Raw genomic sequence first — 24411 nt, 5'->3', positions numbered from 1 at the left:
GTGCTACTATGTGCACTATTACGGCGGTGCTTCCGCCCCCTTCCCGTTGTTTTTTCAGTATTGAGATAGTGTTATGTCTTCTCGTATTTTAACGCCTAACGTGATCGGTATTGACGCTTTCGTCGCCGATCCTGCTGCGATTCTTGCGCAAACTCAGGGCGGCGCGCTCGCCGTGTTTGCCAATAATCAGCCCGCGTTCTATGCCATTACGCAGGAACGTCTGGCGCAACTCCTGGCGCTGGAAGAAAAGCTGTCCCGACCGGGTAGCGACGTGACGCTGGATGCACAATTTTTTGAAGAGCCGACGCCAGCCCCTATTGCTGTTCCAATGGGTAAATTTGCCATGTACGCAGGTTGGCAGCCCGACGCCGAGTTCCTGCGCCTTTCCGCGCTGTGGGGTATCGCCTTAAGCGAGCCCGTTACGCCGGAAGAGCTGGCTTCTTTCGTCGCCTACTGGCAGGCGGAAGGGAAAGTGTTCCATCATGTACAGTGGCAGCAAAAGCTGGCGCGCAGCGTACAGATGGGCCGGGCCAACAATAACGGCCAGACGCGCCGCGATATCAACACCGTCAGCGAGCCTGACAGTCATATTCCACCGGGTTTCAGAGGTTGAGCATGAAAGACGTTGGTGAATTAATGAAGCGCCTGCAGAAAATGATGCCGGCGCATATCGAACCGGCATTTAAAACCGGCGAAGAACTGCTGGCATGGCAAAAGGAACAGGGCGAGATCCGCGCCGCCGCGCTGGCGCGTGAGAACCGCGCCATGAAAATGCAGCGTACCTTTAACCGCTCCGGTATTCGCCCGCTGCATCAGAACTGTTCGTTTGAAAACTACCGCGTTGAAAACGAAGGCCAGATGAACGCGCTGGCGAAAGCGAGGCAGTACGTGGAAGAGTTCGATGGCAACATCGCCAGCTTTATCTTCTCCGGCAAGCCGGGCACCGGGAAAAACCATCTCGCCGCCGCCATCTGCAACGAGCTGCTGCTGCGGGGCAAATCGGTGCTGATCATTACCGTGGCCGATATTATGTCTGCTATGAAAGAGACCTTCGGTAATCGGGAAACCAGCGAAGAGCAGTTGCTGAGCGATCTCAGCAATGTCGATCTGTTGGTGATCGATGAGATCGGTATGCAGACCGAATCGCGCTATGAAAAAGTGATCATCAATCAGATTGTCGATCGCCGTTCTTCGTCTAAACGCCCGACCGGCATGCTAACCAACAGCAATCTGGATGAAATGAATAAGATGCTGGGCGAGCGCGTGATGGACCGTATGCGCCTCGGCAATAGCCTATGGGTGATCTTCAACTGGGAAAGTTATCGCAGTCGCGTCACCGGCAAAGAGTATTAAGATAAATCCAGTGAATGATAGGCGTATACTCATCACGCCAACTTTTAATAGCACACACGAGTACACCCATGAAATCAGTAAAATCGATGCTTTGCCGAGTTATTATTGCCAGCGCGTTTGTTTCTACCGCTGCGGGCGCCGTATCGTTAAATGATCTGAGCAGCGCGGCTACCCAGCTTACCGGCGGGAGCAGCTCGTCGCAGACTGGCGGCACATCGCTCTCTTCGCTCACCAGCCTGCTTAACGGCGGCAGCCAGTCTCTGAGCTCCAGCAGCATGAACAATGCGGCGGGGATTCTGGGCTACTGCGCGAAAGAGAAGCTGGCTTCCGTGACCAACGTCGACAACGTGAAAAACCAGGTGCTGGATAAACTGGGCCTCAACACGCAGGCAGAACAGAAACAGGATACCGGCTATATGGAAGGTATTCAGGGTCTGCTGAACGCGAAAGATGGCCAGAAGCTCGACCTTGATAGCCTGGGTAACACTGAACTGGGCAAGAAAGTGAAAGCAAAAGCCTGTGATTTCGTATTAAAACAAGGCGTTAACTACATTTCCTGATGCTATTCCTGCGGCGAGCACCCTGCTCGCCGCACATTTTCCGCTCAAAAAATATCCATTTCTAAACCAATTCCGAATAACAGCACACTTTCGCTACGATAGAATTGCAGACAGATGACGACACAATTACATTGTGAAGTTAACTTCTGTTCAGCCAGAAATCCTGGCGCTGTTGAGGACGTGTAGTGTCAGAGCTGTTATCCCTTGTGCTTTTTCTCGCTTCCATCGCGATTTATGCCTGTAAAGCGGGGCGAAACAAATGGTGGTTTGCCGCCACCTTAACGGTACTGGGCCTGTTTGTGGTCCTGAATATCACGCTGTACGCAAGTGACTACTTTACCGGCGATGGGATCAACGATGCCGTACTCTACACGTTAACCAACAGCCTGACGGGCGCCGGCGTGGGCAAATATATTCTGCCGGGCATCGGCCTTATCGCCGGGCTGATTGCCGTCTTTGCCGCGCTGGGCTGGGTCCTGCGCCGCCGACGTCACCATCCTCACCATTTCGGTTACAGCCTGATAGCGCTGGTTCTGGCCGTCGGCTCCGTCGACGCTAGCCCGGCGTTTCGCCAGATTAGCGAGCTGGTAAAATCGCAGTCTCGCGATGGCGACCCTGACTTTGCGGCCTACTACAAAGAGCCGTCAAAGACGATCCCGAACCCGAAAATGAACCTCGTTTATATCTATGGCGAAAGCCTGGAGCGCACCTATTTTGACGACCAGGCCTTCCCGAACCTGACGCCAGAACTGGGCTCACTGAAAAACGAGGGGATCGATTTTAGCCACACCATGCAGTTGCCGGGCACTGATTACACCATCGCCGGTATGGTTGCTTCGCAGTGCGGTATTCCACTCTTTGCGCCGTTTGAAGGTAACGCTTCCGCCTCGCTGTCGAGCTTCTTCCCGCAGAACATCTGCCTTGGCGATATCCTGAAAAACTCGGGCTATGAAAACTACTTCGTGCAGGGCGCCAACCTGCGCTTTGCCGGGAAAGATGTGTTCCTGAAATCGCACGGCTTTGACTATCTGTACGGCGCGGAAGAGCTGAAAACCACCGTCGCCGACCCAGGCTATAAAAACGATTGGGGCTACTACGACGACACCGTGCTGGATGAAGCGTGGAAGAAATTCGAGTCGCTGTCCCAGGAAGGCAAGCGCTTCTCGCTGTTTACTCTGACCGTGGATACTCACCACCCGGACGGCTTTATTTCGCGCTCCTGCAACCGCAAAAAGTATGAGATCGGCGGCAAAACTAACCAGTCGTTTAGCGCAGTAGCCTGTAGCCAGGAAAATATCGCGGAATTTATCAATAAGATCAAAGCATCGCCGTATTTTAAGAACACCATTATCGTGGTCTCTTCTGACCATCTGGCGATGAAAAATACCGCCTGGGACTACCTCAACAAGCAGGACCGCAGCAACCTGTTCTTTGTGATCCGCGGCGACCAGCCGGACGAGCAGGACGTGGTGGCGGTAAAACGTAACACCATGGATAACGGCGCGACGGTGCTGGATCTCCTCGGCGGTGATAACTTTATCGGCCTTGGCCGCAGCAGCCTGTCGGGCCAGTCGCTCTCTGAGGTGTTCCTCAACATGAAGGAGAAGGTGCTGGCCTGGAAGCCGGACGTTATTCGCCTGTGGAACTTCCCGAAAGAGATCAAAAACTTCTCTATCGATACCCAGAAAAACATGATCGCCTTCTCCGGCAGCCATTTCCGTCTGCCGCTGCTGCTGCGCGTCTCCGATAACCGCGTTGAACCGCTGCCGGAAAGCGAATACTCCGCCCCGCTGCGCTATCAGCTGGCAGATTTCGCCCCACGCGATAACTTCGTCTGGGTCGACCGCTGCTACAAGATGGGCCAGCTGTGGTCGCAAAATCTATCGCTCTCCACCGACTGGTGCGTGTCCCAGGGGCAGCTTGGCGGCGAGCAAAAAGTTCAGCACGTCGATAAAGCCCAGTGGAACGGCAAAACCGAGTTTAAAGACACGGTGATCGACATGGTCCGCTATCACGGTAACGTCGATACGCTCAAAACCGTCGACAACGATATTCGTTATAAAGCGGACAGCTTTATCTTCAACGTCGCAGGCGCGCCGGAAGAGGTGAAATCCTTCAGCGGTATATCCCGCCCAGAATCCTGGGGACGCTGGTCCAACGCCCAACTAGGCCAGGAGGTGAAGATTGAGTATCAGCACCCGCTGCCGAAGCGCTTTGATTTGGTCATTACCGCCAAAGCTTTTGGCCCGAACGCCAATAAACCCATTCCCGTTCGCGTCGGCAATAGCGAGCAAACGCTGACGCTGGGCAACGAAGTCACCACCACGACGCTGCACTTTGATAATCCAGCGGATGCCAGCACGCTGGTTATCGTGCCACCGGATCCGCAGTCGACTAACGAGGGCAATATCCTCGGCCACTCACCTCGCCAGCTCGGTATCGGGATGGTAGAAATCAAAGTCATCGCCTCCGAGGGTTAACTGACTCCACGCCCGGCAGTCCCCCGCTGCCGGGAAAAACAAGAAAAAATCGCCGATGATCTTCTCCGTTCGCCCGACCACTATTGCCGATACCGCCCTTCTACCCGCCATTGAGCAGGGCGCAGGGCAGCGTTTTCGAGATATTCCTGAGTTAGCCTGGATTGCCGATGGCCCAGCCATTTCGCTGGAAAGTCACCAACAGTTCGTTCGTCGGGGAATGAGCTGGGTAGCGCTGGCAGATTACAGGCCAGTGGGCTTTCTGCTAGCAGCAGCACAGGGAAAATCGCTATTTATCGTCGAAATTTCACTGCATAGCGCATGGCAAGGAAAAGGGTTAGGCCGCAAACTGATGGCCTATATGCAAGCGTGGGCTTCACAGCATTGCTTTAGCGAATTGACGCTCACCACCTTTCGGGATGTACCCTGGAACGCACCGTGGTATGCCCGAATGGGATTCGAAATGCTACCGGAAACGTCGTTGAGCACTGCGCTACGGCAAAAACTGGCACAGGAAGTGGCGCACGGCATGGCGTATGAATCACGCTGCGCCATGCGCCTGATGCTGAACTAGTGCGCCCGGACAGAGGCGCATGTCGTATCAGAAGGTTTCCCAGTTTTCCCCGGTGTCGGTTGCCGCCGCTTTACGCAGCGTACCCGGCGCTGGCGCAGTGGCCACGCTGACCGGTTCGCGCGCGGTGCTTGCCTGGCCCTGCTGGATGCGGAACACGGCCACCGCCTGCGTCAGTCGGCTGGCCTGCTCTTCCAGCGCCGCAGCAGCTGCCGCAGACTCTTCCACCAGCGAGGCGTTCTGCTGGGTAACACGGTCCATTTCCGATACCGCCAGGCCAACCTGGTCGATACCCCGGCTCTGCTCATCCGATGCGGAAGCAATTTCACCCATGATATCGGTTACGCGGGTCACCGCATTCACGATTTCATCCATGGTTTCGCCCGCGCTTTCTACCAGCGTGGAACCGAGGTCGACGCGGTTTACTGAGTCTTCAATCAGGCTCTTAATTTCCCGTGCCGCCTGGGCGCTGCGCTGCGCCAGGTTGCGAACTTCACCCGCGACCACCGCAAAACCACGCCCCTGCTCACCGGCACGTGCGGCTTCCACTGCGGCGTTCAGCGCCAGAATGTTGGTCTGGAAGGCAATACCGTCAATCACGCTGATAATGTCGGCGATTTTCTGCGAACTGGCGGTGATGTCGCGCATGGTCTGCACCACGTTATCCACGACTTTACCGCCCTTCTGCGCGGTTTCCGATGCACTCAGCGCCAGATGACTTGCCTGACGGGCGTTTTCGGCGTTCTGCTTCACGGTCGCCGTCAGCTCTTCCATACTCGCCGCCGTCTCTTCCAGAGAAGCCGCCTGCTGCTCGGTACGTGAAGAGAGGTCGTTGTTGCCCATCGCGATTTCGCTCGCGCCGCTGTAAATAGCGTGGGCCCCCTGACGAACTTCGCCCACGGTACGCGCCAGTTCACCCTGCATATGGCGCAGAGAATGTGCCAGCTCGCCCATTTCGTTGTCGCTTTCCACGTCGATGCGTTTAACCAGGTCACCGCCCGCAATGTGGCGAATACTGTCGATTAAACGATTCAGTGGTTCAATAAGCGTTTTGCGCACTCCCAGCCAGACGGAGATGATCACCGCCAGAACGGCGATCATCACGCTAAACAGGATCCACATGGCCTGCGTGTAGGAGGCATTGCTGTCGTTGACCGCCAGGTCGTACAGGCTGTCATTTTGCTGCAGATAGTTGACGTATGCCTTCTCAAAGCCGTCCTGATAACCCTGGGTCGGCTGGTCGAAGAAGTCGTTGATTTTACCTGCGCCCAGCAACTGGATAAGCTCGGACAGCGCGCCGTGGTAGATATCGTAGTTACGCTTAATTTCCAGCGCCGCGGCTTCGCTCTGACGCGGGTCACGCGGCATCGCTTCATACTCTGCCCAGCGTTTTTCCGCATCTGCCAGTGATTTGGTGGCAATCTGCATCAGCTCGGCAACGGTGGCGCCGCTGCCGATATTGTTCTGATCCATCATGTAACGGATCCCAGCACGGTTCAGGGTATTGCGGGTTTGCAGCAGAGCAACCCAGCTCCCATTCAGCCCAGACTGCTGCTGACGCACGGTTTGCAGAATAGTGAAGTTCTCTTTGTCATGCTTCAAAGAGTTAAAGAACAGTCCCCCTGACGCCAGCTGTAACAGGCCAAACAACACCAAAACCAGCACGAGGCTGGTGACGATCTTTATACGTTTTAACATGTTTCTCTTTCCTCCAGACGAATAACGAGTTTTCGGCGGGAAAAGACAAAACTTTATAGAAATTGTGACTATTAATACGCGGTAACGGCGCGATTTTGCATCACCGAGTTGGCCTGTTCCCCTCACCCTTGCCCTCTCCCCATAGGGGCGAGGGAACCGATTGGTGCAAATTGACAGGCCCCGTAGCCCGGCCAAGCGCAGCGCCGCCGGGGGTGCTCCTATCCGCGCAGTGCGCAAATCTCGTCGTACAGGCCACGAGAAACATCCAGCCCCTGTTTCTCACTTTGCTCACGTGCCAAATAACGCCGCTCACCCGGCAGCCTCGCGCCCTGCGCCTGCATGCCGCTAAACAGTGTCTCGGCGCGTGCCAGATGCGCCTCGGCCTCCGCCCCCAGGAAACGCTGAGGGTCGAGCGCCAGAATCAACTCGCCGCCGTACGGCAGGCCGCCCGCACCGTTATCCCACGCCAGTGATTCGGCGCTGGTCATATCGCCAATCAGCGGGCCGGCGAACAGTTCCACCATCGCCGCCAGCGCCGAGCCTTTATGACCGCCGAAGGTGAGCATCGCCCCGTCCAGTACCGCCTGCGGGTCGGTGGTTGGCTGGCCGTCGCTATCAATCCCCCAGCCTTCTGGAATTGGCTTACCCGCCCGCTGATGTAGCTGAATTTCGCCGCGCGCAGCAGCGCTGGTCGCCATATCAAAAATGAACGGCGGCTTCGCACCGCGCGGCCAGCCGAACGCAATCGGGTTGGTGCCAAACAGCGGTTGGGTGCCACCCGCCGGGGCTACCCACGCATGGCTTGGCGTACAGGCGTAACCCACCAGCCCCACGTCGGTCAGCGGTTCCACGTCGGCAAACAGCGCCGAGAAGTGCACGCAATGGTTGATCGCCAGCGCCGCAATGCCGCAGTGGCGAGCTTTTTCAATCAGCAGCGGCAGCGCCTTTTCATAGGCACAAAGTGAATACGCCCCGTTGGCATCCGCTTTAACGATAGCGGGCGCCTGATCGACAACCGTCGGTTCCGCATCCGGCGACACCTTGCCTTTGCGCAGGGTTTCAACTATCCCCAGCAGGCGCCACAGGCCGTGCGAGGCACAGCCGTCGCGTTCACCCGCGGTGACGTTGCGGGCGATAGCGTCGGCGTGTGAGGCTGAAAATCCGTTTGAGCTGAGGACGTCGAAGGCCAGTTGATAGGCTTCCTTAAGCGCGATGTTTACCGTTGTCATGTTTTTCTCCATATTGTCGGACAGGCTTTAGCGTAGACGGAGGCGCAGGTTTTACTTAGTTAACATAGTGATTTACATCACATTTATTTTATTAAGCGCCAGCAATGTTCTCGCTAAACTCTATCACGCCTTTAATCAGCCGTGGATTATTGATGACATCTCGTTCATAGGTGCTACCCAACTCATCAAAGTGCAACCGGTGAGTCAGCAGCATGTCGGCACGCAGCAGCCCGCGCTGCATCAGCTCCCCCACTCGCGCAAAGTCTGCTTTCGTGGCGTTGCGGCTGCCCAGCAGCGTGGTCTCTTTTTTATGGAATTCTGGATCAGAGAACTGCAGGTCGCCTTTAAACAGGCCGACAAACACAATGCTGCCGCCGTGGCGAATCAACTCCACCGCGCGATTCATCGACTGCGCGCTGCCGGTGGCATCAATCACCGTCTGCGCGAGGTCGCGGCCAAAGCTATCGCGCAGCTGGGTGAGGAAGTCATCGGCCAGCGGGTCGAGGGCCGGTAACGCCAGCTGGCGCGCCACGTGCGCGCGGCGCTCCGGGCTGGTATCCACCATCACCACCTGCGCACCTTCTGCCGCCGCAATGGCCGCCGTCCCCAGGCCAATTGGCCCCGCGCCCACCACCAGGACTGCGTCACCGGGCTTCACCACCGCGCGGCGAACCGCATGCGCGCTGATGGCAAACGGCTCGATCAGCGCAACCGCTTCGGGCGCAATGCCCTCCGCCAGCAGGATGTTTTGCTCAGGCACGCATAAATATTCGCTGAACCCACCATCGCGATGGACGCCAATCACCGCAATGTTTTCGCAGCAGTTCTCGCGCCCGCTCCGGCACGCAGAACATTCATGGCAGGAGACATAGGGGATCACCGCGATCTGCTGACCAACGTGCCAATGGCCAGCCTGGCTACCGAGCGCGACGATCGTCCCACAAATTTCATGTCCTAATACGCGAGGGTAGCTGAAAAAAGGTTGTTTCCCTCGCCACGCATGAATATCCGTTCCGCAGATACCCACCGTTTTTACCTTTATTAAGACCTCATATTGTTGTGGTTTTGGAATATCTCTTGATTGCCACGTTAATTCACCCGGTTGCTGACAAACCCATGTTTTCATCATTGCCATTACGACGTCTCCTGTTTTCGTTATGGTTGTTATTGTGGATTTCAGAGCGTTTCAGCATCAGCGGAATAAATTCTTGTGAATATCAGCGCAGAAATATGTTTTAAATTCGTCTTTAATAAATAACAGGAGGAGATAACCATGAGCCGTTCGCAAAATTTACGCCGCAGCGTCGTCAATCAAATTATTGATGGTATCGCCCAGGGCCATATTCCATCGCCGCTACCGGCGCAGTCCTCACTGGGAGACATGTACAGCATCAGCCGCACCACCGTACGCCACATTCTTTCGCATCTGCAGCAACGCGGCGTACTGGAAAAAATCAATAACGATTACATCGTGATACGTAAGCCTGATGCTCTGGATGGCTTTGAGTGCACCCAGGCACCGCTTGAGGAGCAGACGCAGATTTTTGAGCAGGCGTTTTTCTCAATGATCAACCAACGGCAGTTAAAGGCCGGGGAAGTGATGAGTGAAATTCAGCTGGCAAAAATGGCGGGAGTGAGTCCAGTTGCCGCGCGGGAATATTTACTGAAGTTTGGCCGCTATAATCTTATCGTGAGCGAAAAACGTGGCCTATGGCGAATGAAAGAGTTCGATCGCGCTTACGCCGAGCAGCTATTTGAATTACGTGAAATGTTAGAGTTACATGCTTTACAGCGTTTTTTAAGCCTGCCCGATAATGACCCACACTGGCTACGGGCAAAAACCCTGCTGGAATATCATCGCCAGCTACGTGATAATATTGGCGATAATGTCAAAACATTCTCGCAGCTCGATCGTGATTTTCATTCACTGCTGCTCTCCGCAGCCGATAATATATTTTTCAATCAGTCATTAGAAATTATCTCGGTTATTTTCCACTTCCACTATCAATGGGATGAAAGCGATCTGAAACAGCGCAATATTATCGCCATCGACGAACATATGATGATCCTGATCGCCCTAATCTGCCGAAACGATCTCGACGCCACTCTGGCATTACGTAACCATTTAATGACGGCGAAGCAGTCGATGATCCGTTCGATCGATCAAACCGCTCGCCGTTAACCCCGAATCCCGCTACGGCAACGTCTGCACCTGCCGCTGAGGCCGGTCCTGATCGCCGATAAAGTGGCTCATCGCCAGCAGCATTTCCAGCGCTTCATGGCGGCGCAGATAGCGCCGAGGGTGAAAGCGCCCTTCGTGATTACAGCGCAGAAAACCAAAAGCCACGGCGCGCTGGGCGTTGGTGAGGTAAATATCCCGCAGCAGGCGGCCATCGGTGAAGGTCGATTGCAGCATCGTTGAGGCGTTGCGATACGACACCCCGCAGCTCATCATGGCAACCGTGGCGGCCTCTTCGCGGCGAATCGGTTTGCTCGGGTTAAACTTCCCTTTATCAAGCGCCATCATGCCGCGCTGAATCAGCGCTTCGATGCCCGGATACCAGACGGAATCCGCCGCCAGATCGTCAATCACCAGGCCGCAGGACGGTTGATACTGCAACCCCCATAGCCGGATCACCATTTGCGCCAGCTCAAACCGGGTGATGCACTCCGCGCCGCTGTCGTTATCGAGAATGCCCCGTGCCCGCAGAATGCCCGCGTTGACCGACTCGCCGCTTGCCAATTGAATGCTGCCCTCCGGCCCAATCAACCAGGGTTTGCCAAGCAGGCTCATCTGCTCATGGTGTACCTGGCAGCGAACAAAACGCCCGCTCATGGTCGGCGTCAGCGCCAGAATGTCGCCTTCACCGAGCGGCGTCATTGGCCCATCCGCCGTTTTGCCCAGCCACCAGTCGTAGCGCAGCACCGCGTCATCGTTCCCCGGTAGCGTCGCCACCGCGCGCAGATAATCCCCTACCTGCGGCAATCCGCGGACAAAAAGCTGCACCGGACGCGGATAATCGAGCCCGTTAATCACCACATTTTCCATTTTAACGCCGCGCCCCCAGTGGGCGGCATGCAGTGGATTCTCAACGTCGTGGAGACGGATATCCTTCAGCACCAGTCCGTCAATCGGCGACTGCGGCAGCCCTTCAATAAACAGGCCGTACTCTCCGCCGCTCGCTTCCAGATCCTCAATCACGATATTGCGAAAGCGCGGTAAGTAGCTGCCGTAGACCCCTTCGGCATAGTTCATGGTGGCGTGAACCACGGCATCGCGCACCCGCTTCACCTTAGAGTGGCGCAGCCAGACGTTTTCAATCACCCCACCGCGCAGCGCGTTGGCCTTCAGGCGCAGGGGGTAAGTTAACGCCGGGCTGTCAAATTCGTTGCCCGCGGCAAAAACGTTGCGGATACCGCCACTCATTTCACTGCCCAACGCAATGCCGCCGTGACCGTCGGCAAAACGGTTATTACGGATGATGATATTTTCGCAGGGAATATTGGCTTCACGCCCGTCGCGATCGCGCCCGGATTTAATGGCAATGCAGTCATCACCGGAATCAAACAGATTGTCTTCAATCAGCACATCGCAGCAGCTTTCCGGATCCACGCCGTCGTTATTGTGGCCGTGCGAGCGTAGCGTCATGCCGCGTACCGTCACGTTACTGCACATGACCGGGTTGACCTGCCACATCGGCGAGTTACGCAGCGTCACTCCCGCCAGCAGCACGTTCTGACAGTGCAGCGTCTGGATAAACATCGGGCGTAAATAGTGGCCGTCGCCAAAGCGGCGCTCTGCTACCGGCACCCCGTTGAGGTTCATTTCGCGTAGCCGCAGGCTCGCGGGGCGCTGCAAATTTTGCGCGTGAGTCGACCAGGCGTGTTCAATCTGATGAGTCCAGTGCCACCACACGCTTTCGCTGGCCTGCCCGTCCAGCGTGCCGCAGCCGGTCAACGCGATGTTCTGCGCATGACGCGCGTAGATCAGCGCCCGGTAGTTCCACAGGGGCGAGCACTCCCAGTGACCATAGGCCAGCGGGTAGTGCGCTTCGGTGGTGTCGGTGGTAAACAGCAGCACGCTCTGGCGGCTTTCCAGATGCAGGTCAATGTTGCTCAACAGCTCCAGCGAGCCGGTGAGGTAGCGCCCGGCGGGCACCACTACGCGGCCGCCGCCCAGCGCATGCAGTTGGGAAATCGCTCGCTGAAGAGCATCGGTATCCAGCGTCGTCCCGTCGCCGACCGCGCCGCAGTCGCGTACGTTTATCTCTCTGGCGGGAAACTGCGGGTCGCGGATACGCGCCAGAATCTTTCTCTCTTCCTCCACGCTCAGCACTACGCTGGGGTTTATGGTCATCACCTTGTCCTTAAGTTCAGATTATAAATGGGCGAGCGCTTCCCCTAACGCCAGCATCGCCAGCGACTGCCCGTAGGCGCGCTGACGCACGCGAATATCCAGATAGTGCTGCAAATCGCGCCCGACTGACGTTCCGGCGGACACATCCGCCACTTCACCGTGTTCATTAATTCGTGCCATCAACGCCTGCACGCCCGCCCAGCCCGCATCGCGGCAGCGGTTATCCAGCAGGCCAAGCCGCGCGCCTTTAAGCAAGGCATAGGTCAGCCCGGCGGTACCCGATGCTTCCTCATAGCTTTCAGGGTGATCGATAAGCGTCGACCACATGCCGTTGCTGTGCTGGTAGTGCACCGCCGCCAGCATCTGTCGAACAAACGCTTCGCGGATAAAACGGGTATTTGCCGTCTCTTCCGTCACCATCTCCAGAAAATCCACGCTGCCCGCAGCGGCCCAACCATTGCCGCGCCCCCATAGCGCCGCGCCGTAGTTGTTACGGTCGATAAAGCTCCAGCCGTGCATCCACAGCCCGCTACGGCGGTCGATCAGGTACTTGATGTGCAGTAAAAACTGGTACGCCACATCGTCCATATAGCGCGGTTCATCCAGCAGCAGCGACGCTTTTGCATGGAATAAGCCACTCATAAATAGCGTATCCACCCACAGCTGCTCTTCGTTCAAATGGTCGCTGGTACAGTGGGTAAAGCCATTTTCCTGGGTGCGCAGCAGGCGCGTATCAATCCAGTCGGCATACTCGGCAATTTCCGTGCGCCAGGCCGTTTCACCGAATTCCGCCGCCATACAGGTGGCCGTCAGCATCGGTGCCATGCGGTTAATATTCTTTTCCGGCAGACCTTCTGCCATGCGGCGTGAGAACCAGCCGTTGAGGTAGGCCAGGTAGCGCGGCTCACGGGTGATGTGGTACAGCCGCCAGATGCCATAAATCCCAACGCCCTGCGACCAGTCCCAGTTTTCAATCGACAAATCGGAGGCGATAACCTTCTGTTTTTTAAGCTCGGCATCGTTGGTGCGTACCACAATCAGCTCATTAAACAGCGTATCCAGCTTGCTTAGAATGGACTCTTTCAATAATTGAGACATAACCACCTCATTTACATGATTTTTTTCAGCACACGCTGCGCGCGCTGCGGGAATTCATCGGCCAGCTGTTCGAGCGTGAGCTGCCCGTAATCAAAGCGCTGCACCGCGTCGAGGAAGTAGGCCAGCAACTGCGGGTTTTCAAACCATGGCGACGGCTCGATTTTGCCCATCAACTTATCAACCTGCGCCAGCCCCTGAACCTGAATATGACCACCATCCAGCACGCCATCCTGTTGCAGCACTTTCACCGCTTCTGCACTCAGTGGGACACCGCGCTGTAGCCCCATCGCCTTGATACCCTGCGGGTCGTTCAGCAGGAAATTGATAAGCTTCGCCGCCAGTTCGGGATGACGGCTGTTTTTGCCGATGGAGAACATCATTGCTGGCTTGAAGAAGATCCCCGCGTCGGTGGCGCCGGGCAGCATAGGGTAAGGGCCCACTTCCAGATGCGCGGGCGCGCGCAGGCTCCCCGCAAAGGTGCCATCGGTGCTCCAGGTGTGTACGCCGCCAATTTTGCCCTCCAGCCACGGTTTAATTTCCCAGGCATTGGCCTTGCCGAACGACGACAGATACTTCATGGACGGGATAACGTGATTATCCACCAGCTTTTTATACAGCCCGAAGTATTCCAGCCACTGTTCACGGCTGTAGTTAAAGGCTTTGGTCTGCGGGTTAATCATCGAAATGTTGTATTTCTGCACCATATACGAGTTCAGGAACGTCATGATGGTGGTGTCGTGATTAGCGAGAATAAACGGATAGTAATCGTCCCCCAGTTTGCTTTTAAACACCGGGCCCGCCGCCATCATCTGCTCCCAGGTTTGTGGATACGCCACGCCCGCTTTTTTCCACAGTTCGGGGTTGTAGTACATTGAGCGCCCGGTCATCGCCACCGGGACACCATTAAGTTTGCCGTTTACCGTCACCAGCTGTTTGCCCTGGCTTGAGAACTTCGTCAGGTCGATAAGCGATGCCTGGCGGTTGATGTCATAAAAACCGTCGCCGTTTTTGGAGAACATCACCAGCCAGTTCCAGTTGATTTGCATCACATCCGGCTCGGTATTTCCCGCCAGTTGGGTGCTCAGGCGTGATAAATAACCATCCCAGCCGCTCGGTTCGGTATTGATTTTGACATCGGGGTTCTGCGCTTCGAAGGCTTTAATCGCTTCCGTCGTGGCCTGGTGGCGCTGGTTACCGCCCCACCACGACATGCGTAACTCGGTCGCGGACTGACCCATCATCGGCCACAACATTCCCGCGCCCAGCACGCAACACATCACTTTTAGCCGCATATTTTTCATTGTTTTCGTCCTTTTTAAGGATACAGGCCGATGAGCGACGTGGCTCACCGTCCGAAGATGAGTCAAATAGTCGGAAAAAACGGGCGATGTGGAGCAGACCAGGACCCGGAGTTGTGATCAATAAGTGACAATAGTGTTTTTAATTGGTTTTTAATCATACGAAGTACGTCGTAGGGAAACGACGCTGAGGAAAAAACTTGAGATCTCAATCACATATTTAGCCGCCGTTCAGCATGCAGCCAACCGCTTACCCCCTCACATAACCTCTTAGCCATCGCTTTCAACCGCTCACCGATTTACCCAACTTTACGCGCGCGTATCTCTGGCAAGCTTGTCATCAGCATAACGGTCAATACCTCCTCAAACCCAAACTCAAAACAACGGCAGCTTCGGCTGATTATTCATCCTATTAGAACCAGGTTTTACTATGGATACGAAAAAGCTATTCAAGCACATACCCTGGGTGATTCTCGGAATCATCGGTGCATTTTGCCTCTCGGTCGTCGCCCTGCGCCGCGGTGAGCACGTTAGTGCCCTGTGGATCGTCGTCGCGTCGGTTTCCGTTTATCTGGTGGCGTATCGCTACTACAGCCTCTACATCGCCCAGAAGGTGATGAAACTCGACCCCACGCGCGCAACGCCGGCGGTCATTAACAACGATGGCCTGAACTACGTGCCGACCAACCGTTACGTGCTGTTCGGCCACCACTTCGCCGCTATCGCCGGTGCGGGCCCGCTGGTAGGGCCGGTGCTGGCTGCACAGATGGGCTACCTGCCGGGTACCCTCTGGCTGCTGGCGGGCGTAGTGCTCGCGGGTGCGGTGCAGGACTTTATGGTGCTGTTTATCTCCACGCGCCGTAACGGTTCGTCGCTGGGTGAGATGGTCAAAGAAGAGATGGGCCGCGTGCCGGGCTCCATTGCCCTGTTCGGCTGCTTCCTGATTATGATAATCATCCTGGCGGTGCTGGCGCTGATCGTGGTGAAAGCCCTGGCAGAAAGCCCGTGGGGCGTGTTCACCGTCTGCTCGACCGTGCCGATTGCGCTGTTTATGGGTATCTACATGCGCTTTATCCGCCCGGGTCGCGTCGGCGAAGTGTCGGTGATTGGTATCGTGCTGCTGGTTGCCTCTATCTACTTCGGCGGCGTGATTGCCCACGACCCGTACTGGGGCCCGGCGCTGACCTTTAAAGACACCACCATCACCTTCGCGCTGATTGGCTACGCCTTTATCTCTGCCCTGCTGCCGGTATGGCTGATTCTGGCACCGCGCGACTACCTCGCCACCTTCCTGAAAATCGGCGTTATCGTGGGCCTGGCGCTCGGCATCGTGATCCTCAACCCGGATCTGAAAATGCCAGCCGTAACCCAATACATCGACGGCACCGGCCCACTGTGGAAAGGCGCGCTGTTCCCGTTCCTGTTTATCACCATCGCCTGTGGCGCGGTGTCTGGCTTCCACGCGCTGATCTCCTCCGGCACCACGCCGAAGCTGCTGGCGAACGAAAACGATGCGCGTCTGATTGGTTACGGCGCCATGCTGATGGAGTCTTTCGTGGCGATTATGGCGCTGGTTGCGGCGTCTATCATCGAACCGGGCCTCTACTTCGCGATGAACACGCCTCCGGCTGGCCTTGGCATCACCATGCCAAACCTGCATGAGATGGGCGGCGAAAACGCAGCGCTGATTGCGGCACAGCTGAAAGATGTGACCGTCCACGCGGCGGCAACCGTCAGCTCCTGGGGCTTCGTCATCACCCCTGAGCAGATCCTGCAAACGGCGAAAGATATCGGCGAACCGTCGGTACTGAACCGCGCAGGCGGCGCGCCAACCCTGGCGGTCGGTATTGCTCACGTGTTCCACAAAGTGCTGCCGATGGCCGATATGGGCTTCTGGTACCACTTCGGTATTCTGTTCGAAGCGCTGTTCATCCTCACCGCGCTGGACGCTGGTACCCGTGCAGGCCGCTTTATGCTGCAGGATTTGCTCGGTAACTTCGTGCCGTTCCTGAAGAAAACCGACTCTCTGGTGGCTGGCGTGGTCGCTACGGCGGGCTGCGTAGGTCTGTGGGGTTACCTGCTGTATCAAGGCGTGGTCGACCCACTGGGCGGCGTGAAGAGCCTGTGGCCGCTGTTCGGGATCTCTAACCAGATGCTGGCCGCCGTGGCGCTGGTACTGGGTACCGTTATCCTGATTAAGATGAAGCGCACCAAATACATCTGGGTGACCACTATCCCAGCAGTATGGCTGCTTATCTGCACCACCTGGGCGCTGGGCCTGAAGCTGTTCAGCTCCAACCCGCAGATGGAAGGCTTCTTCTACATGGCTAACCAGTACAAAGAGAAGATTGCTGCCGGCGGCGAACTGACCGCTCAGCAGATTGCCAACATGAACCACATCGTTATCAACAACTACACCAACGCAGGCCTGAGTATTCTGTTCCTGGTGGTGGTGTACAGCATCATCTTCTACGGTTTCAAAACCTGGATGCAGGTGCGCAATAGCGATAAACGTACCGACAAAGAAACACCGTACGTGCCGGTACCGGAAGGCGGCGTGAAGACCTCTTCGCACCACTAAACCTGATGCCGGATGGCGCTGCGCTTATCCGGCCTACAAGTTCAGCTATCGTAGGCCGGATAAGGCGCTAGCCGCCATCCGGCTTTATCTATTATCGGGATGAGACAATGTTTGGTAACTTAGGTCAGGCAAAAAAATATCTCGGTCAGGCGGCAAAAATGCTGATTGGCATTCCGGATTACGACAACTACGTCGAACATATGCAGACCAACCATCCGGATAAACCGTACATGACCTACGAAGAGTTCTTCCGCGAACGCCAGCAGGCACGCTACGGCGGCGATGGAAAAGGCGGCATGCGCTGCTGTTAAAGGAGACATCATGGCACCGATTGCAGTTATCCTACTTACCGGTTTCCTCGGCGCGGGCAAAACCACCCTGCTGCGCCACATCCTCAACGAACAGCACGGCTTTAAAATTGCCGTGATTGAAAACGAGTTCGGCGAAGTCTCCGTCGACGACCAACTGATTGGCGACCGCGCCACCCAGATCAAAACCCTGACCAACGGCTGCATCTGCTGCACCCGCTCTAACGAGCTGGAAGACGCGCTGTTAGACCTGCTCGATAACCTCGACAAAGGCAACATCAGCTTCGACCGGCTGGTGATCGAATGCACCGGCATGGCCGACCCCGGCCCGATCATTCAGACCTTTTTCTCCCACGAGGTGCTGTGCGAACGCTACCTGCTGGACGGCGTAATTGCCCTGGTTGACGCGGTGCACGCCGACGAGCAGATGAACCAGTTCACCATCGCCCAGTCGCAGGTGGGCTACGCCGACCGCATTCTGCTGACCAAAACCGACGTCGCCGGTGAAGCCGAGAAGCTGCGTGAACGCCTGACCCGCATCAACGCCCGCGCGCCGATTTACACCGTCACCCATGGCGATATCGATCTGAGCCTGCTGTTCAACACCAACGGCTTTATGCTGGAAGAGAACGTCACCTCGAAGCCGCGCTTCCACTTTATGGCCGACCAGCAAAACGACGTGTCGTCTATCGTGGTCGAACTGGACTACCCGGTGGATATCAGCGACGTTTCCCGCGTGATGGAGAACCTGCTGCTGGACTTCGCCGACAAACTGCTGCGCTACAAAGGGATGCTGTGGATTGACGGCGAACCGAACCGCCTGCTGTTCCAGGGCGTACAGCGCCTGTACAGTGCCGACTGGGACAGACCGTGGGGCGAAGAAGCGCAACACAGCACGCTGGTGTTTATCGGTATTCAACTGCCGGAAGAAGAAATCCGCGCAGCATTCGCCAGCCTGAAAAAATAACCCATACTCCGTAGCCCGGCCAAGCGAAGCGCCGCCGGGATGAGTACCGAGCCGCTCCCGGCGGCGCTTCGCTTGGCCGGGCTACAACAGCAGCTTAAATCACGCCCTCCCTCCGCCTGGAGGGGGTAATTAAATGCGTAGAAATGTAAATTTCCATTTTTATTCATGACAATTGGAGCATTTTTGGAAATTATTAGAAAGACAATTAATTCACTGCCAACCAATATCCCCCGCTCTGTTCAAGGTACGTTTAGCCAAAAACTAAACGGCCGCTAAACATCAAAACGCTAATCATTGACGCTGGTAAAAACAAACACTCAAGCAACAAAAAAAGACCATGGTGATTACAATGCCAGCATTAAAAATCGACATGAGTCACATTTGCAGAAGTAAAATCCACTTGTTAAGGTGTCCTCAGATTAATTTTATGACGAGGAATAAACCATGAAAAAGCTTAATATCCTGCTCCTTTCCGCTCTGACTGCTGTATCCGGTTCCGCGCTGGCAATGGGCGGCAGCATTGAGCAAGGTAAGAACTTCACCAACCTTAATCTGGAAATGGGCAAATCCTCTTCCGGCCTGTATGCAGAAAGCAACTGGCTGAAAAATACCGATGACGGTACGCAGACCGGCGGCGTAGGTGCGGGTTATAACCTCGAAGTCGGCCCGGTCATGCTGAATGCTGGCGCAAAAGCCATCTACCTCGGGCCGAAAAAAGGCGATAACGGCGTGGCCTTCCCTATCGGCGGTGGCGTGAGCGTGGCGCTGACCGACAGCATTAATGTATTTGGTGAAGGCTATGTCGCCCCAGAAGGCCTGAACAACAGCGTGAAAAACTACGTTGAAGCCAACGGCGGCGTGAGCTGGACCCCAATCAAACCGGTAACGCTGAAAGTGGGCTACCGCCACGTGAGCGTTGACGGTAAAGACGGTCGCCCTGGTCACACGCTGATTGACGGTGCCTACGTGGGCGGCGGCGTGACTTTCTAATAAAACGGAAAACGCGCGCTATACCGACAAAAAAAACCTGCCAGATGGCAGGTTTTTTATGAGTACCGTTATCGACGGACCACCACCAGCTTCTGGTTCACAAACTCTTTAATCCCCAGGTCCGACAGCTCGCGGCCATAGCCGGAACGCTTAACGCCGCCAAACGGCAGTTCCGCCGCGGTATCAGTCAGCCAGTTGATGTACACCATCCCGGTCTCAATACGCGAGGCCATTTTCTTCGCCCGCTCAATATCCTGGCTAAACACCGCACCGCCCAGCCCATAGTGGGAATCATTGGCGAGGGCGACCGCTTCGTCATCGTCTTTCACCACGTAAATCTGCGCGACCGGGCCGAAAAACTCTTCGAAATAGGCCGGGTTATCGCGGGAAATATGGGTCAGGATGGTGGGCTCGAAGAAGCTGCCGTCCCGCTGCACCGGCTTGCCGCCAAGATGCAGCTTCGCACCGTTTTTCACCGCCTCGTTGACCTGTTGGGTCAGCGTTTCCAGCGCGTCTTTTGATGACAGCGGTCCCAGCGTGGTGCTTTCATCCAGCGGATCGCCAATTTTTGCCTGCTTAAAGGCTTCGGTAAATTTACTCAGGAAGGCATCGGCAATTTTCTCATGCAGCACAAAACGTTTTGCCGCGGTACAGACCTGCCCGGCGTTGTTCAAACGCGCATTGACGCCAATTTTCACCGCTTTATCGAGGTTGGCATCATCCAGCACCACGAAGACATCGTTACCGCCCAGTTCAAGGGTCGATTTCTTGATGTGCTTCGCCGCCTGTGCCGCGACCACGCTCCCTGCTTTTTCGGAACCGGTTAGCGCCGCGCCCTGCACGCGGTCGTCGGCGATAATATTAGCCACCTGATCCTGCGAGATATACAGGTTCGCCCACGCCCCTTCCGGCGCGCCCGCTTCACGTACCAGGTGCGCAAAGGCCTCCGCGCAGTGCGGTACAATGCTGGCATGCTTCGCCAGCACCGGGTTACCCGCCGCCAAGTTCGGAGCCAGCACGCGCATCAGCTGGTAATAAGGGAAATTCCACGGCTCCACGGCCATCAGCACGCCGATAGGGTGATGCTCAACCCACGCCTCGCCCAGCTCAGATTTGTACTTCACCGGCGCAAGAAACTGCTTTGCATTGTCGGCATAGTAGCGAGCGATTTGCGCGCACAGCTTCACTTCGCCGCGGCTCTGGGCAATGAGTTTACCCATCTCCTGGCTGGCAATTTTTGCCAGCTCCTCAGCGCGGGCATCAATCAAATCAGCCAGTTTGTGCAGCACCGGCAGACGCTGGTCGATATCCCCTTTTGCCCAGTCGGAATGGTAGAGCGCATCGGCCGCCTTCAGCGCCGCTTCAACGTCTGCATCGGTATGAGAAGGGTATGCTTTGATAAGCTGGTTAGTGGCAGGATTTACTGTCTGGTAAGCCATCATGAATCTCCTTGTTTTTACCGCTTAGGGTATTAAGAGTAGTCAATCTGGCTGGTTACGGGCGTAAAGTTGGGTATAAACGGAGGTTTCCGAATAGGCATCCCCCGCCGGATAAGACGGGGAATGGCAGGTAGAAGATTACCGTTTCACCTGCAGAACCTCCTGCGATTCCTTATGCGCATCCACTTCCTGCGGCGTTAACCACAGCGATTTACGCCCAAAGGTTTCGTACATCTTCAGCTGATCGTCATAGTGTTTATCCGCCTTGCCATCCGGGGCAATAAACCCGCTTTGACCCGGCGCGACCACATCCCAGGCAAGCACCGGGCTTTTGCTGGTTGACGGTGAGAATACGATCATGTCGTTTTCCGTGCCGCGGTTTTGGTACTCCGCCTGATGACGCGCCTCCTCCGCTGCCGCCTGCGGCACGCCGAAGAAGTTGTTGGCCCGGAAGGTCAACGCCATCGCCGGAGTTTTCCAGCCGTTCAGGTCATTACCGTAGCGTTTCGACAGCGTCTGCCAGGCATCATCCAGCGCCGCCAACACCACCTCCTGCTGCGGTTTTCCGCCAAACAGATCGACCGCCTGCGGAATCGGCGACTTCTCGCCCTGCAGCGCTTCATACAGGATCTTCGCCCCGACGCTGATGTTCAGCGAGCCGGTTGGCCCATCCTGCGTCGTTTCATAGCCGCTGGCGCTGTACCAATCGCCAAACGGCTTCGGTACTGCTGCCACAACCGTACGTTTGAGCATACTGGTGAGCCAGGCGTTGAGGATCGCCGAACCCGGCTGCTGATAGGTTTTACCGCCCTCACTCAGCAGGTTGGTACCATCCCAGCCCGCCAGTTTATCCACCAGTTGACGGCGCGGATCGCTCACCGGCAGGCTCGCCGTCGCCTCTTTCAGCGCAGGCAGGAACAGCCGCAGGTTCAGATCCTGACGGCTGGTTTTGCGGATCACGTCCCAGGCCTGGTCGGCGGTAAAGCGCGGCTGCTTATCAAGAATACGGTCAATCTCGGTTACGCGATCCGCGCCGCCCCACAGGAAGGCAAACAGATCGGACGCCGGGTACTCTTTTTGCGGTGAGTTGTTCCAGTTGGCGATATAGCCCGACTGCGGGTTGTACACTTTCGGGTTCAAATCGAACGAGAGCAGCCCTTTCCAGTCCCACTTGCCGGTGCCGGGCACCGGCAGGCGCGGATCGTGGCCCGGCTGACGGTCAGGATACGCGCCGGTATGCACATAGCCGATATTGCCGTTCACGTCGGCGTAGTACCAGTTGATGGTCAGCGCCTGTTTTGCCGCCTGCTGCGTCCACTCCTGCCAGTTTTTGGCCTTCATCTGGTGGGTCCACGCCAGCAGCGAAGCCACCTCTTTGCCATCCCATGCGCGCGCTTTGGCGTAGGCCGTTTCGGTTGCCGGGTCGGTTTGAATCACGTTGCCGTGCAGGGTGCGCCAGACGGTAAAGGTCTCCGGCTGGCCGTCTTTGACCTTAATAGTCTCTTCGCGGCTCAGCATTTTTACCCACTGACCGTTATGTTGATAATAGCCCGGTTTATCTTTCGCCAGTTTTTCGGCAAAGATGTCGACATCATCGCCGAAACCGGCGGTAGAGCCCCATGAAATCATGCCGTTATGACCAAACACCAGCCCCGGATAGGCGAACGGCGTATTGCCGGTGACGTCATAGCCCGCGCCGTGCAGACCAATGCCGTAGGTGTAGGCCGGCGCATACCAGCCAAACTGCGGGCCGTTGACCATAATGGCCTTCGCATCCTGGGTTTTGTTTTTGCCGAGCACCCACATGTTACTGGTTGTCGGATAACCCGCCAGCCCGTTGGCCCCGCTCTGCGCAAACTGCGCGGCGATAGTTTCGCGGTTTTGCCCCGCCGTCAGCGCCAGCAGCGCGCCATCGGCGCCTTTTGCTGGCCGGTCGAGCATTGGTGCCGGGCGGTCATAGCGCGGCAGGAGCGCTGCCGTTTGCGCGTTCTTCAGGTCGAAGGTGAGCGGATAGTGACTCTCCTTAGGGGAAATGGTGGTTGGCGCAGACGGGTTAACCAACCATTTCAACTGGTTAAAAACCGCCATCCCCTGCTGTTTGCCGTATTTGTCTTTTAGCGCCGTCAGCAGCGCCAGGTTATCAATTTCGCTGGTGCTGTCAGAGAAACGGTTCGCCATCGTGCCGACAAAAACCATTGCCACATCAAAAGGCTGCCAGTGCTGTGGGGCAAAGCCGAAGGTCGAAAACTGTTTTGGCAGCAGCTTGCCGGGGTTGGCGTTCACCTTATCAATCCAGGCGTTCATGCCGTCGGCATAACCTTGCAGGATAGATTTATCGTCCGCAGAAAGCGCGGCGATCTGCGCGCGGATGGAGTCCGGCCAGTAGTTCTGGCGAATGTCCTTATCAAAGCGCACGAACGACTTGCCGAGCACTTCAGAGACCGTCCCCTGAGTGCTGCGACGCGCCATCTCCATCTGGAACAGGCGATCCTGCGCCACCACGTAGCCATAGCCGTAAAACAGCCGATAGGTATCATCGGCGTAAATATGCGGCATGCCGTATTCATCGCGAACAATCTTGACCTCGGTCTGGGTACCTGCCGCCAGCGCGGAAAGACTCAAGGAACACATCAGGGAAGCAGCAACACAGTTCACGATCATACGATTTGTATTTTTCATTGTATCCTCTTGCAGGTGTATGATTAGCGAATTGATACTAGCTGTGAAGCAGCATTTATCTATATGAGGCGAATAATTTCCACGCGAACTGTGAGTGCGATATCAGTTATTTGATACATTAAATTCGTTAATGTGATCTAAAGCGAATCGTTTAATTTTCACCCACCTCTGCCTGCTTTCCCCTGATGTGGTATAAAAATAAAAAACCGCCGGGGAAACGCTGCGCAAAGAGACCTTAATCCGGACGTTCAGGCAGGATACGGGCCTGACACCCGGTAGCTTTCTCAACAATTCCCGGGTGGAGTTAGCCAAAGCACGCCTGCGGGCCGGGGACGAGATTGCCGACGTGGCCTACCAGACCGGCTTCGCCGACCAGAGCCACTTCCACAAAACCTTCGTCAGCTACACGGCCGCCACGCCGCGTCAGTACGCGTTGGGTCAGTCAATATCTGACAATAATTAACGCGTTCACCGGCATACGCTGACCTCACGTTTTTCATTGAGGTCGCTATGAAACAGGTCACCTCCGGAGTTTCCCGCACTGGCGCTGGCGCACTTTATGGCGCTGCTCAGCCCGGACGTGACCGTGGCGCAGCAGGCTATATGCGGGATCTGGATGACCAGCGTTGTGCTGCTGTGGGATCTGCTGTTGATCGTGCTGATCGCTCTGCCGCAGGTTCAGCGCCGTTTGGGCAATCTTGTCTGGAAAATTGAACGGGCCGCCAGTGGCATACTGATCGGTTTTGGCGGCTGGATTGTCTGGCAGTTAGTCATGGGATAAACGGTGTCGGGCAGCGTGAGTTACC

General features: G+C 56.2%; 18 protein-coding genes and 2 pseudogenes. 12 read left to right on the top strand and 8 right to left on the bottom strand.

Annotated elements, in window-relative coordinates:
• Positions 1-73 precede the first annotated feature (73 nt).
• From dnaT to ACLGE8_RS20250, 5 genes are all read left to right on the top strand, one after another.
• A complete protein-coding gene (gene dnaT, locus ACLGE8_RS20270; protein ID WP_411000740.1) occupies positions 74-613 on the top strand; it encodes a primosomal protein DnaT in 540 nt (179 codons plus the stop codon).
• Positions 614-615: 2 nt separating this feature from the next.
• Positions 616-1353 (top strand): DNA replication protein DnaC, encoded by a 738-nt coding sequence (gene dnaC / locus ACLGE8_RS20265; protein ID WP_220440311.1) that lies wholly within the window; start codon positions 616-618, stop codon positions 1351-1353.
• A gap of 68 nt (positions 1354-1421) precedes the next feature.
• Positions 1422-1913 carry a DUF2501 domain-containing protein gene (locus ACLGE8_RS20260; protein ID WP_333500646.1) on the top strand — a complete coding sequence of 164 codons (492 nt, stop codon included), beginning with the start codon at positions 1422-1424 and terminating at the stop codon, positions 1911-1913.
• Between the two features lie 185 nt (positions 1914-2098).
• A complete protein-coding gene (gene opgB, locus ACLGE8_RS20255) occupies positions 2099-4393 on the top strand; it encodes a phosphatidylglycerol--membrane-oligosaccharide glycerophosphotransferase (RefSeq protein WP_411000737.1) in 2295 nt (764 codons plus the stop codon).
• Between the two features lie 55 nt (positions 4394-4448).
• A complete protein-coding gene (locus tag ACLGE8_RS20250; protein WP_411000736.1) occupies positions 4449-4964 on the top strand; it encodes a GNAT family N-acetyltransferase in 516 nt (171 codons plus the stop codon).
• A gap of 27 nt (positions 4965-4991) precedes the next feature.
• Here ACLGE8_RS20250 and tsr read toward each other — a convergent pair whose 3' ends face one another.
• From tsr to ACLGE8_RS20235, 3 genes are all read right to left on the bottom strand, one after another.
• Positions 4992-6659 (bottom strand): methyl-accepting chemotaxis protein, encoded by a 1668-nt coding sequence (gene tsr, locus ACLGE8_RS20245; protein ID WP_411000734.1) that lies wholly within the window; start codon positions 6657-6659, stop codon positions 4992-4994.
• Positions 6660-6877: 218 nt separating this feature from the next.
• A complete protein-coding gene (locus tag ACLGE8_RS20240) occupies positions 6878-7888 on the bottom strand; it encodes an Ldh family oxidoreductase (protein ID WP_411000732.1) in 1011 nt (336 codons plus the stop codon).
• Between the two features lie 91 nt (positions 7889-7979).
• Positions 7980-9023: a zinc-binding alcohol dehydrogenase family protein gene (locus ACLGE8_RS20235; protein ID WP_411000730.1), complete on the bottom strand. Its 1044-nt coding sequence runs from the start codon at positions 9021-9023 to the stop codon at positions 7980-7982.
• A gap of 138 nt (positions 9024-9161) precedes the next feature.
• Here ACLGE8_RS20235 and ACLGE8_RS20230 point away from each other — a divergent pair, with 138 nt between their 5' ends.
• Positions 9162-10070 carry a GntR family transcriptional regulator gene (locus ACLGE8_RS20230; protein ID WP_185668215.1) on the top strand — a complete coding sequence of 303 codons (909 nt, stop codon included), beginning with the start codon at positions 9162-9164 and terminating at the stop codon, positions 10068-10070.
• Positions 10071-10082: 12 nt separating this feature from the next.
• Here the strand turns inward: ACLGE8_RS20230 and ACLGE8_RS20225 are convergent, their stop codons facing one another.
• The 3 genes from ACLGE8_RS20225 to ACLGE8_RS20215 are packed head-to-tail and all read right to left on the bottom strand — an operon-like array spanning position 10083 to position 14644.
• Positions 10083-12245: a glycosyl hydrolase family 28 protein gene (locus ACLGE8_RS20225; RefSeq protein ID WP_411000728.1), complete on the bottom strand. Its 2163-nt coding sequence runs from the start codon at positions 12243-12245 to the stop codon at positions 10083-10085.
• A 21-nt stretch (positions 12246-12266) separates the two neighbouring features.
• Positions 12267-13343, bottom strand: coding sequence for a glycoside hydrolase family 105 protein (locus ACLGE8_RS20220; protein WP_411000726.1), 1077 nt, complete (start codon positions 13341-13343; stop codon positions 12267-12269).
• An 11-nt stretch (positions 13344-13354) separates the two neighbouring features.
• Entirely contained in the window at positions 13355-14644 is a 1290-nt protein-coding gene (locus ACLGE8_RS20215) for an ABC transporter substrate-binding protein (protein ID WP_411000724.1), read from the bottom strand.
• A 427-nt stretch (positions 14645-15071) separates the two neighbouring features.
• Here ACLGE8_RS20215 and btsT point away from each other — a divergent pair, with 427 nt between their 5' ends.
• The 4 genes from btsT to ACLGE8_RS20195 all read left to right on the top strand — a co-directional run bounded on the left by btsT (position 15072) and on the right by ACLGE8_RS20195 (position 19487).
• Positions 15072-17222: a pyruvate/proton symporter BtsT gene (gene btsT / locus ACLGE8_RS20210; RefSeq protein WP_411000722.1), complete on the top strand. Its 2151-nt coding sequence runs from the start codon at positions 15072-15074 to the stop codon at positions 17220-17222.
• Between the two features lie 107 nt (positions 17223-17329).
• Positions 17330-17533, top strand: a complete 204-nt coding sequence (locus tag ACLGE8_RS20205; RefSeq protein WP_035893372.1) for a YbdD/YjiX family protein — start codon at positions 17330-17332, stop codon at positions 17531-17533.
• 10 nt (positions 17534-17543) lie between these two features.
• Positions 17544-18497 carry a GTPase gene (gene yjiA / locus ACLGE8_RS20200; protein WP_411000720.1) on the top strand — a complete coding sequence of 318 codons (954 nt, stop codon included), beginning with the start codon at positions 17544-17546 and terminating at the stop codon, positions 18495-18497.
• A gap of 444 nt (positions 18498-18941) precedes the next feature.
• Entirely contained in the window at positions 18942-19487 is a 546-nt protein-coding gene (locus ACLGE8_RS20195; RefSeq protein WP_411000718.1) for a YfaZ family outer membrane protein, read from the top strand.
• A 68-nt stretch (positions 19488-19555) separates the two neighbouring features.
• Here the strand turns inward: ACLGE8_RS20195 and ACLGE8_RS20190 are convergent, their stop codons facing one another.
• Together ACLGE8_RS20190 and ACLGE8_RS20185 are read right to left on the bottom strand one after the other, a co-directional pair.
• A complete protein-coding gene (locus ACLGE8_RS20190; protein ID WP_411000785.1) occupies positions 19556-20926 on the bottom strand; it encodes an NAD-dependent succinate-semialdehyde dehydrogenase in 1371 nt (456 codons plus the stop codon).
• A 138-nt stretch (positions 20927-21064) separates the two neighbouring features.
• A complete protein-coding gene (locus ACLGE8_RS20185) occupies positions 21065-23605 on the bottom strand; it encodes a penicillin G acylase (protein ID WP_411000716.1) in 2541 nt (846 codons plus the stop codon).
• 217 nt (positions 23606-23822) lie between these two features.
• Here ACLGE8_RS20185 and ACLGE8_RS20180 point away from each other — a divergent pair.
• Together ACLGE8_RS20180 and ACLGE8_RS20175 are read left to right on the top strand one after the other, a co-directional pair.
• Positions 23823-24068: pseudogene (locus ACLGE8_RS20180) on the top strand (helix-turn-helix domain-containing protein); the annotation flags it as partial.
• Positions 24069-24152: 84 nt separating this feature from the next.
• Positions 24153-24386 (top strand): annotated as a pseudogene (locus ACLGE8_RS20175) (LysE family translocator); the annotation flags it as partial.
• Between the last annotated feature and the right edge of the window lie 25 nt (positions 24387-24411).

This window comes from Kluyvera sp. 142486 (assembly GCF_046569695.1).
Classification (GTDB): Bacteria; Pseudomonadota; Gammaproteobacteria; order Enterobacterales; family Enterobacteriaceae; genus Kluyvera.
The sequence above is the reverse complement of the archived record's forward strand: the minus strand, read 5'-3'. Positions and strand labels throughout refer to the sequence as shown.